Origin of the sequence: Haloarcula amylovorans (genome assembly GCF_004681185.1) — an archaeon.
Classification (GTDB): Archaea; Halobacteriota; Halobacteria; order Halobacteriales; family Haloarculaceae; genus Haloarcula; species Haloarcula amylovorans.
Genome location: NZ_SRIF01000005.1, coordinates 176166 through 185730, shown reverse-complemented (window position 1 = coordinate 185730; position 9565 = coordinate 176166). Strand labels below are relative to the sequence as shown.

Genomic DNA, 9565 nt, shown 5'->3' with positions numbered 1-9565 from the left:
GCTTGAACAGTTCATGCATTACTATAACCAGCAGCGACCGCATCAATCGCTCAACAATCGAACTCCAGCTGAGGAGGTCCTAAACTAGACAGTGCCGAGAGCAGACTAGAGTCACAGTTGAAACGGTTTACACATCGGCCGCACCGCCGCCGTGCGGTCGGGTGTGCAGTGATTTGCAATGGCTACTATCACTCGACAGAGCGACGTGACCGACCGAGACTCGCGTCACGCTTCGTCGAGTTCGTCTTGCCACTGTTGAACCTTCGCCATCAGTTCGACGGGCGGCGTCTCGTTGACATCGAGACTCTGTAACTCTTCGAGGACTGATTGTGTCTCGGCGTCGATAACCGCCTCGGCTGACTCGTCGGCGGTGGCTGCCTCGGGACTTCCGTCGGTCTCGACTCGCTGTGTCTCCCCACCGGGAGCGAACTGCCCCGACCCTAAATCGAAGACGGCCTGCGTGGTCTCGTTGCTGCCGTCCGCGTCGCTCCCCCTAACCTCGATGGCCTTGTCCTCGCGCAGGCGGTCGAGCACCTCCCGCGAGCGGGAAACGACTGGGTCGGGTATTCCGGCTAAATCGGCGACGTGAACACCGTACGAGCGGTCGGTCGGCCCGTCTCGAACCGTCCGCAAGAAGGTCACGTCACCGTCGGTTTCGTCGGCGGCAACGTGGACGTTCTGGACGGTCGGCAGGTTATCGCCCAGTGCCGTCAATTCGTGATAGTGGGTGGCAAAGAGCGTCTTCGATTCGAGCGTGTTGACGATGTACTCCGTCGCGGCCCACGCGATGGAGATCCCGTCGAACGTCGCCGTCCCGCGGCCCACCTCGTCGAGAATCACCAGCGAGTCCTCGGTAGCCGAGTGGAGGATATTGGAGAGTTCCTGCATCTCGACCATGAACGTCGAGCGGCCCTGTGCGAGTTCGTCCAGTGCGCCGACGCGGGTGTAGATGCCGTCCACGAGGCCGACGGTCGCCGCCCTCGCAGGGACGAAACTGCCGGTCTGGGCCAGCAGAGTGACCAGCGCCGCCTGTCGCATGTAGGTCGACTTCCCGCTCATGTTCGGCCCAGTGACGATGAGGAACCGCCGGTCGCGGTCCAGATAGAGGTCGTTGGGGACGAACTCGGTGGTCTGTTCGACGACCGGATGGCGACCGGCCTCGATGGTGAGTTCGTCGCCTTCGGTGACGTCGGGACGGGTCCAGTCGTTCTCGACGGCGTGGACGGCAAAGGAGGCCAGCGCGTCCACCTCGGCGAGCGCCCGGCCCACGTCCTGCATGAGCGTCGCGTGCTCGGCGACGCGCGCTCTGAGGTCCTCGAACAACTCGTACTCCATCTCGTGGCGGCGCTCCTCTAACCGAAGGACGTCCCGTTCTTTTTCGTCGAGTTCGGGGATGGTGTAGCGCTTGGAGTTCTTCAGCGTCTTTATCTGCTCGTACTCGTCAGGCACGTCGCCGGTCTCGCTCTTCCCCACTTGAATGTAGTAGCCGTCGGTCTTGTTGCGGTCCACCGAGAGGTGGGTGATACCGGTGCGGTCTTTCTCCCGCTGGGGGAGCGTCTCCAGCCACGAGAGCGCCCCCTCGTGTTCGTCGATGAGGTCGTCCAACTCGTCGTCGTAGCCCCGGCAGAAGAGCCCGCCCTGCGTGACGGTGCCGGGCGGGTCCTCAACGAGAGCGGCGTCCAGTTCCGCAGCGAGCGAGGCGGTGGCCTCGCGGTCAGCCCCCGAGAGCGCGTCGGCGAGCGGCGAGTCGGCCAGTCGCTCGGTTTCGGCGACGGCGTCGGCCACTTCGGGGAGGAGCGCGAGCGTCTCCTGTGCCGCCCGCAGGTCTCTCGCATCGGCGCTTCCCGAGGTGGCCCGTGACGCCAGCCGTTCGAGGTCGTAGGCGTCGCCGAGCGTCTCCCGAATCGCCTCGCGGGCCATCGCTTCGTGGGTCAGCGCCGCGACGGAGGATTGCCGGCGGTGGAGTTCTCCCCGGTCTCGGCGCGGTCGCTGGAGCCACCGTCGGAGCAGTCGTCCACCGGCGGCGGTGACGGTGTGGTCGACAGTGTCGAACAGCGACCCCGAACTGTCGCCCTGCATCGTCTCGGTGAGTTCGAGGTTGCGCTGGGTCGTGGCGTCCAGCGCGACGTGTTCGCGCGCGCCGTAGACCTGTAGTCGCGTGACCGCCGCGAGCGTCCCGACGCCCGTCTCCTCGACGTAAGAGAGGACCGCCCCGGCGGCGGCGATGGCGGCCTCGTCTCCCTCGACGCCGACGCTCTCTAAGGTCTCCGCGCCGAACTGCTCGCGCACCCGGTGCCGGGCGCGGCCCGGTTCGAACGACTCCGTGGCGTGTAAGGTCAGCGCGGCGTCCGAGCGCTCCCGAAGTTGCACCAGGAAGTCGTCGTCGTTCCGAAGGTCGGGACCGGGTAAGACCTCTGCTGGCGCGAACGTGTACAGCTCCGAGAGCGCCGCGGCGGGGTCGGCGTCGTCGAGTTGGGTCACCTGAAACCGGCCCGTCGTCACGTCGGCGAAGGCCAGCCCGTAGGTGTCGCCCTCGCCGCGGGATGCCTGTCGGACCAGCGCGGCGAGATACCGCGCGCTGGCGTCGCTGCTCTCCAGATGTGTGCCCGGCGTCACGACCCGCGTTATCTCGCGGGCGTGGCCGTCGGCCGTCTCGTGTTGGTCCGCGACGGCGACCCGATACCCGCGTTCGACCAGTGCGGAGACGTACGGCGTCAGGTCGTCGACCGGAACGCCCGCCATCGGATACGACGAGCCGTGTGAGGACTTCTGTGAGACTTTCAGGTCCAGTTCCTCGGCCACCCGTTCGGCGTCGTCCGCGAAAAATTCGTAAAAGTCGCCGCACTGCATCGCCAGCAAGTCGGCGTCGGTCCCCTCCTTGAGCGAGAGGAACTCCCCGACGATGCCCGTCGCCTCTGTCATAGCCCACCCTCTGTCCGTCCCCGGCGTAAGGATTGCGGGAGCGGCGCGGCAAGCGGTTTCGGGGGTAGACGCCGCAGTACCGAGGCAATGGAAATAGCACTCGATAGCAGTATATAGACGCGAGCGGACCGAAATCACCATTTCGTCGTCCGAGAAACGATCAAGCGATGACCGACACCATTCGCGTCGCCTTCGTCTGTGTCCAGAACGCCGTCGCGCCGCTACCGCGACGAGTCCTGTCTCGCTTCGCTCGAACGGACAGCCGCCCACGACCCGCCGCCACGGTCGCCACGGGAGGCGACCGATGACGATGCGCGTCGCCTTCGTCTGCGTCCAGAACGCCGGCCGCTCGCAGATGTCCGCGGCCTTCGCGGAACGAGAAGTCGCCGAGCGCGGCCTCGAAGACGAGGTCGAAGTGCTCACCGGCGGGACACATCCCGCTGACCACGTCCACCCGGAAGTCGTCGAGGTGATGCGGGAACTCGATATCGACCTCTCGGAGCGGACCCCGAGCGAGATATCGACTGCAGAACTGGAAACCTGCGACCTCGTCGTTACCATGGGCTGTTCAACGCTGTCGCTCGACGCCGACGTCGAGGTGCGCGACTGGGCGCTAGACGACCCCGACGGACAGGATATGGAAGCCGTCAGATCGATACGGGACGACAGCCGCGACCACGTCGGTGACGTCTTCGATGACCTCGAAGGTCGATTACGTTCAGTATAACCGGACAGTTATATGAACCGGGGGCCGATAAGAGGTGACAATGCGCGTGGCGCAGCGAGGGTGGGCCGCAGTCGCCTTCGCTATACTGCTCGTTCTCACGTCCGTGGGTCCGGCAGCGGGGACAGCAGACGCTACGGGACGGACGACACCGGCTGAAACGTCGGCTCTGGCCCGACCACAGAGTCAACCGACCGTCGCCGGTGGACAGTTCTTACAGGTCGCAGACGACGACAGCATCAACCAGACGCAGACCTACGCGCTGACGCCCGAACAACCCGGCGAGGTGGCCGTGACACTGACCTACGAGATTCCGGACCGAGTGGTGTCACTGGAGACCGCGGTCCCCCGGAACGCGACGGTGACCGACACCGACGGGTTCAGCCGGGTCAACGAGACGACGTTCGTCTGGGACGAGGATAGCCGAACCGCGACTATCGACTACCTGATCGACCCCAACGAGACGGCCCAGAAAGCCGGAATCGAAGGGTCGGAAGGGCGATACGTCGCCGTCGACGCAGGCGAGTGGGCGCTCATCAGTCGGTCACAGACGCCAACCCGATGGCGCTACACCGGCCGCGACCAGATGACGTTTGAGCAGGCGGTGACGACGGATGGGCCTGGCGCGGCGGGTGACCAGCTCGTCTATCTCGGCGAGGTAGAGACCTTCCAGCGCGAGGCCGACGGCCAGACGTTCCGTCTCGTCGTCCCCGAGCGAGCGGAGCTCGCCGAGTCGCCCGAGGAGATTCTCGACTCGCTGGCCGCGGCGTCGGACTCGCTCCGGGTCGGTGACCGTGACGAGGAGGTGTTCGTCGTCGCCGCGCCGACCGACGGCGTCGACTGGGGCGTCCGCGGGCTCGAACAGGGAGGGTCGGACATGTGGGTACAGGACGACGAGCCGCTCGATACGGCCGAGAACGTCTGGCTCCACGAGTATACGCACACGAGACAGTCGTTCACGCCCACCAAGCGAACCCGCTGGCTCACCGAAGGGACCGCCGTGTACTACGCGGCGTTCCTCTCGCTCGAACAGGACCGCATCGACTTCGATGCGTTTCGGGACGTCCTCGAAGACGGTGAGCGATCGGTCTACGACTCCGTGGTGTTGGCCGAGCCAGCCACGTGGGAGGAGAACACGAACTACGTCAAGGGGTCGTTGGCGGCCGGTCGCATCGACGAGGAGATACGCGTCCAGACGGCGAGCGAGGCGACGTTTCAGGGAACGATCCGAGAGCTGAACGGGATGAACCAGCCGGTGACACAGGAAGAGTTGCTCACCGCAGTCGAGCGCACCGGCGGCAACGACTCGCGGGCGACGGCGGCGACGTACACCGAGACGCCCGCCGACCTGCAGATGTGGAACGCGAGCGTCCACGCTCGCGTGTTCGGCCAGCTACCCGCCAGAATCAGCTACTCACTGCCCGACGCTAGCGAGTCGAGGGCCTATCGGGTGAGTGGCCCGTATCGGTCCACGAACGTCACGGAGACGAGTCCGATCCGGCTGGCGACGGGCGAGACGCTCACCGTCGAGGCCCTGGTGAGCAACGCCGGTGGCACCGAGGGAACCTACAACGCGACGCTCGACATTAACGGGACCGCCGTCACGACCGAACGCGGACGCATCGAACCCGGCGAGGAGCAGATGGTGCCGCTGTCACACACGTTCGCGACGCCGGGTCTCTACACCGCCAGCATCGACGGGACTAACGTCACCGTCGTCGTCGAGCGACCAGCCCGGACGCGGGTGACGGACGTCCAGGTCAGTTCCGAGACGCTCACACAGGGCGATTCGGTCGTCGTGACGGCGACGGTCCGAAACGACGCGGACGTACCGGCAACCGGCACTGTCGTCTTCACGCGGGACTATCAGGCCGTCGCCACGCGGGAGGTCTCGCTCCCGCCGGAGAACACGACGCGAGTCGCCAGCGGTATCCCGCTTCCTGAGGCTGGCAGCGTGGTCGTCTCGGCGGGCGGCGCGAACCCGGTCCGAATAACGGTCACACCCTCGAACGGGTCGGCGACGACACAGACGCCGACCGGTGGAACGTCGACGTCGACGACGGGAACGGTGACGCCGAATCGATCGGCGGGGACGACGGCGGCGGACGGTCCCGGCTTCACCGTCGTTGGAACGCTGCTTGCAGCCCTCCTCGCCGCGTTCGCGGCCGCCTGTCGGCGATCCTGAGGCTGGGCGTCGCCGCGACGAAGGTTACCGATTAGTACCACCGCATAGTATTGACGGGTATGGCAGACCTCGGCAAAGTAGACCGCGAGTTCTTCGACGAGTACATCTACCCGAACCTGGGCGCCGACCGCGAGGACGTGACGCTGGGACCGCGCCACGGCGTCGACTTTGGTGTTATCGAAGTGGGCGACCGGGCCGTCACGATGGCGACCGACCCCGTGTTCCTGATGCCGTCGCTGGGATTCGAGCGAGCGGCGTGGTTCGCCTTTCACATCCTGCTGAGCGATGTCGCCGTCTCGGGGCTTCCGCCGACGCACCTCTCGATCGACTTCAACCTCCCGCCCGAGATAACGAACGAGGAGTTCCGAACCGTCTGGGAGACGTTCGACGCGGAGGCCCGTGAGTTGGGCGTCTCCGTCGTCACCGGCCACACCGGCCGCTACGCCGGGTGTAACTACCCGATGGTCGGCGGCGGGACGAGCGTCTCGGTCGGGTCGTTCGACGACCTGGTGCGACCCGACGGCGCGCAGGTCGGCGACCGCGTCGTGATAACGAAGGGACCGGCCATCGAGGCGACCGGCCTGCTCTCTATCCAGTTCGAGTCGCTCATGGACGGAGCGATGGACGCCGAGGCCATCGACGACGCGACCGACCGGTTCTACGACATGAGTCCCGTCAGAGACGCGCTGACGGCTGCCGCGGCTGGCCCGGTGAACGCGATGCACGACGCCACGGAGTGTGGCATCTACGGCGGCCTCTACGAGATGGCCCGCGCCGCGGGCGTCGGCATCGAGTTAGAGACCGAGCGGGTGCCGATGCAACCGGGCGTCCGCGAGGCCTGTGACTTCTTCGGCATCGACCCGTGGATATCCATCAGCGAGGGGACGCTGCTCGCGGCTGTCGACCCCGACGGTGTCGAGGACGTACTGGCCGCTCTCGAATCGGAGGGGATCCCCGCAGCCGACGCGGGCGTCGTCACTGAAGAGAGCGGATTGGTCGTCGACGGCGAACCCACGGACCACCCCGGTGTCGACCCCTTCTGGGGGACTTTCGAGGAGTACGTGGGAAAACTACAGGAGTGAGTTACGCGCTTGTTCGTTCCGACGAGGGGCCTACTTCGACGGCATAACTGGATTGAAGCCACGCCTCTGGGTTCTCCGTGTCGTAGACGACGGTGTCGCCGCCGCCGGTCGTGAAGGTACCGTACTGCTCGTTCGTCTCGTCGGAATCGTTCGGTGCCGGTTCCATTGTCGTACACCGGTTTTCAATAGGTTCGAACACATAAGCGTTTCCCAGGAATGCTTAAGAGTATTATTAGCATACTAGGATAGCGCCTCGATTGCCGGTTTGTTCGGCCCGTCTTCGCTTTCCGTCGAGCGATAGCCGCCGAGACCAGCATCGCTTTGAGGCCACCGGCCGACCGCTCGAACATGCCACGAGCGGACGCACCGGTCACGCCGCCAGTCGTGCTCACCATCGCAGGAAGCGACTCAGGCGGCGGGGCCGGGATTCAGGCCGATCTGAAGACCATCGAGGCCGGTGGCGCGTTCGGGACGAGCGCCGTCACGAGCGTCACGGCACAGAATACGACCGGCGTGCAGGGCCAGCACCTCCTGCCGACCGAGGAGATCGAGGCCCAGATTCGGGCCGTCCGCGAGGACTTCGAGGTGGCTGCCGTCAAGACGGGGATGCTCGCGGCGAGTTCGGTCATCGACCTCGTCGTCGATGCGGCTGCTGACCTCTCGAACCTCGTCGTCGACCCGGTGATGGTCGCCACGTCGGGGGACCGACTGCTCGAACCGGAGGCCGAGGCCGCCTACGAGCGACTACTCGCCGAGGCTGCGCTCGTCACGCCCAACGCCGACGAGGCCGAGGTGCTGACCGACCGCGAGATTACGAGTCCCGAGGATGCCGAAGCGGCGGGTCGAGACATCGTCGAGATGGGGGCCGACGCCGCGCTCGTCAAGGGCGGACACGTTCCCGGCGACGAGATCGTCGACACGCTCGTCACCGCTGACTCGGTGACGACGTTCCGGCACGACCGAGTCGAGACCGAGGCGACCCACGGCTCCGGATGTACCCTCTCGTCGGCCATCGCCACGCGACTGGCCCACGGCGACGACCTCACAGCGGCCGTCGGCAGCGGCGTCAGTCTGTTATCGCGGGCCGTGCGGTACAACCTCGACGTGGGCGAGGGGCCGGGGGCAGTCCACCACATGGTCGAAATACGCGACGAGGCCGCCCGCCAGGAGACGAGCGAGGCCGTAGAGGGCGTCGTCTCGGCGCTCACAGAGCGCGACGTGACGCCGCTGCTTTCGGAGAGTGGGGCGGCTGTCGCTGGTGCGACACCCTACGCCGAGACACCCGTCGAAGTAGCCGCCGTCGAGGGCGTTCTGGGGCCGACAGCGAGCGACGACCGCCGAGGCCCTTGCGTTCGCTTCGGCGCGGTAGCGGACCTCGCAGCGTGCCTGTTGGCCGCCCGCGAACACGACCCCGAACTCCGGTTCGCGGTCACCTGCCGAGCGAGCGAGCGCGTCGAATCGGCCCTCTCGGCCCTTGACGGGACAGTCGTGACGGTCGACTCCGCGGACCGTCTGGGGGACGTTTCGGCAGCCGAGAGGGTGTCGAGGGGCGTCGACCGGGCCTTCGAGACGAGCGAGGAGTCACCCATCGCTGTCGTCGCTCGCGGCGAGAGCGGTGCCGACGAACTTACCGTCCTCTCGCCCACCGTCGACGGACTCCTCGATAGGGTCGAGCGGCTGCTCGACGCCATCGAAGGCTGAAAAGGAGTGAGACCCGCTGCGGCGGGGTCGCTACATGTTCGACTTGAGTCGAACCTCGTCGTCGTCGATGCTCGCTATCTGCGAGGAATCCAATTTGTAGTCGTCTTCGTCGACGTTCTCCCAGCCGAGTGTCGACATGATCTTGTCCGTGATTCCGGGGTCCGGGTCGACGTAGGCGTGCCCGCCTCGATACCCCGAGATGACGCCGACCTCGTCGCCGCTGTTGTTCACGACTCGCTTGCCTTCGTCTTCCTCCGAGAGGTTCGTTCGTGCCATTGCAGTGATACATGCCCAGACGAGCGGCATTGTTATACTGGCGCAACTGCGGATGGCGCAGCGACGAGACGACCCTACCACACGATAAGACGATGTTACGGGGCGGCGAGAAACGTCGATCGAAAACTGTAGTATCAGGCTCAGTCGTTGCGGTACTCTTTACGGAAGCCGCGGAACTCCGCGCGGTGGGCCTCCTCGTCGGCGAGGAGGGTGACCGCGAGGTCCTCCGTCACCGGATCGTCGGCCTCCTCGGCGGCGTCTACGAGGTCGCGGTACGTCTGGATGGCGTCGTTCTCGGCGTCGAGGACGCCCTCGATGACCGCCAACACGTCGGTCGTGTTCTCCGGGGGTTGCAGCGAGTCCTGTCGGGCGACGAACTCCGAGGACCCTGGCAACTGGGCGTCGAGTTGCTTGAGCCGCTGGCCGAGCTGTTCTGCGTGGCCGAGTTCCTCCTGGATGTCCTCTCGGAGGCTCTCCTTTATCTCTTCGGCGCGGACGCCATCAAGAGCGATGGCGTTGGTCTGGTAGTTCATGACCGTCTCCATCTCGTCGCCGTAGGCCTGTCGCAGCAGGTCGATGACGCTATCGTCTGCCATACAGTCCTCTTTGACGACCGAGACTTAAACAAGCCCGGTCGTTGCATTCGGGAACGAGTCGCCTACCAAGAGAGAGCGG

Annotated in this window: 10 protein-coding genes; 6 read left to right on the top strand and 4 right to left on the bottom strand. The window is 65.8% G+C overall.

All coding sequences use genetic code 11. From position 1 onward, the window contains the following. Positions 1–88: integrase core domain-containing protein (locus E4S61_RS18345; protein ID WP_167768563.1), on the top strand; the 88-nt coding region annotated here is incomplete at its 5' end. Between the two features lie 137 nt (positions 89–225). Here E4S61_RS18345 and mutS read toward each other — a convergent pair. Beyond that, entirely contained in the window at positions 226–2922 is a 2697-nt protein-coding gene (gene mutS / locus E4S61_RS18340) for a DNA mismatch repair protein MutS (RefSeq protein ID WP_135305391.1), read from the bottom strand. A gap of 167 nt (positions 2923–3089) precedes the next feature. Between mutS and E4S61_RS25585 the strand changes: the two genes are divergently transcribed. The 4 genes from E4S61_RS25585 to E4S61_RS18325 are packed head-to-tail and all read left to right on the top strand — an operon-like array spanning position 3090 to position 6913. Continuing rightward, positions 3090–3230 carry a hypothetical protein gene (locus E4S61_RS25585; protein WP_167768561.1) on the top strand — a complete coding sequence of 47 codons (141 nt, stop codon included), beginning with the start codon at positions 3090–3092 and terminating at the stop codon, positions 3228–3230. Next, on the top strand, positions 3227–3649 hold the full coding sequence (locus E4S61_RS18335; RefSeq protein ID WP_135305390.1) for a low molecular weight phosphatase family protein: 423 nt from the start codon (positions 3227–3229) through the stop codon (positions 3647–3649). The genes E4S61_RS25585 and E4S61_RS18335 overlap by 4 nt, the downstream gene beginning before the upstream one ends. A gap of 40 nt (positions 3650–3689) precedes the next feature. Further along, positions 3690–5831, top strand: a complete 2142-nt coding sequence (locus tag E4S61_RS18330; protein ID WP_135305389.1) for a peptidase — start codon at positions 3690–3692, stop codon at positions 5829–5831. Between the two features lie 59 nt (positions 5832–5890). Beyond that, on the top strand, positions 5891–6913 hold the full coding sequence (locus E4S61_RS18325; RefSeq protein WP_135305388.1) for an AIR synthase family protein: 1023 nt from the start codon (positions 5891–5893) through the stop codon (positions 6911–6913). Between the two features lies 1 nt (position 6914). Here E4S61_RS18325 and E4S61_RS25580 read toward each other — a convergent pair whose 3' ends face one another. Continuing rightward, positions 6915–7079, bottom strand: coding sequence for a DUF7331 family protein (locus E4S61_RS25580; protein WP_167768560.1), 165 nt, complete (start codon positions 7077–7079; stop codon positions 6915–6917). A gap of 182 nt (positions 7080–7261) precedes the next feature. Between E4S61_RS25580 and thiD the strand changes: the two genes are divergently transcribed. Then, a complete protein-coding gene (gene thiD, locus E4S61_RS18320) occupies positions 7262–8614 on the top strand; it encodes a bifunctional hydroxymethylpyrimidine kinase/phosphomethylpyrimidine kinase (protein WP_135305387.1) in 1353 nt (450 codons plus the stop codon). Positions 8615–8644: 30 nt separating this feature from the next. On the opposite strand, the gene E4S61_RS18315 is transcribed toward thiD, so the two are convergent. Then, complete coding sequence (locus tag E4S61_RS18315) at positions 8645–8890, bottom strand: PRC-barrel domain containing protein (RefSeq protein ID WP_135305386.1); 246 nt, start codon at positions 8888–8890, stop codon at positions 8645–8647. A gap of 140 nt (positions 8891–9030) precedes the next feature. Then, a complete protein-coding gene (locus E4S61_RS18310; protein ID WP_135305385.1) occupies positions 9031–9486 on the bottom strand; it encodes a ferritin-like domain-containing protein in 456 nt (151 codons plus the stop codon). Between the last annotated feature and the right edge of the window lie 79 nt (positions 9487–9565).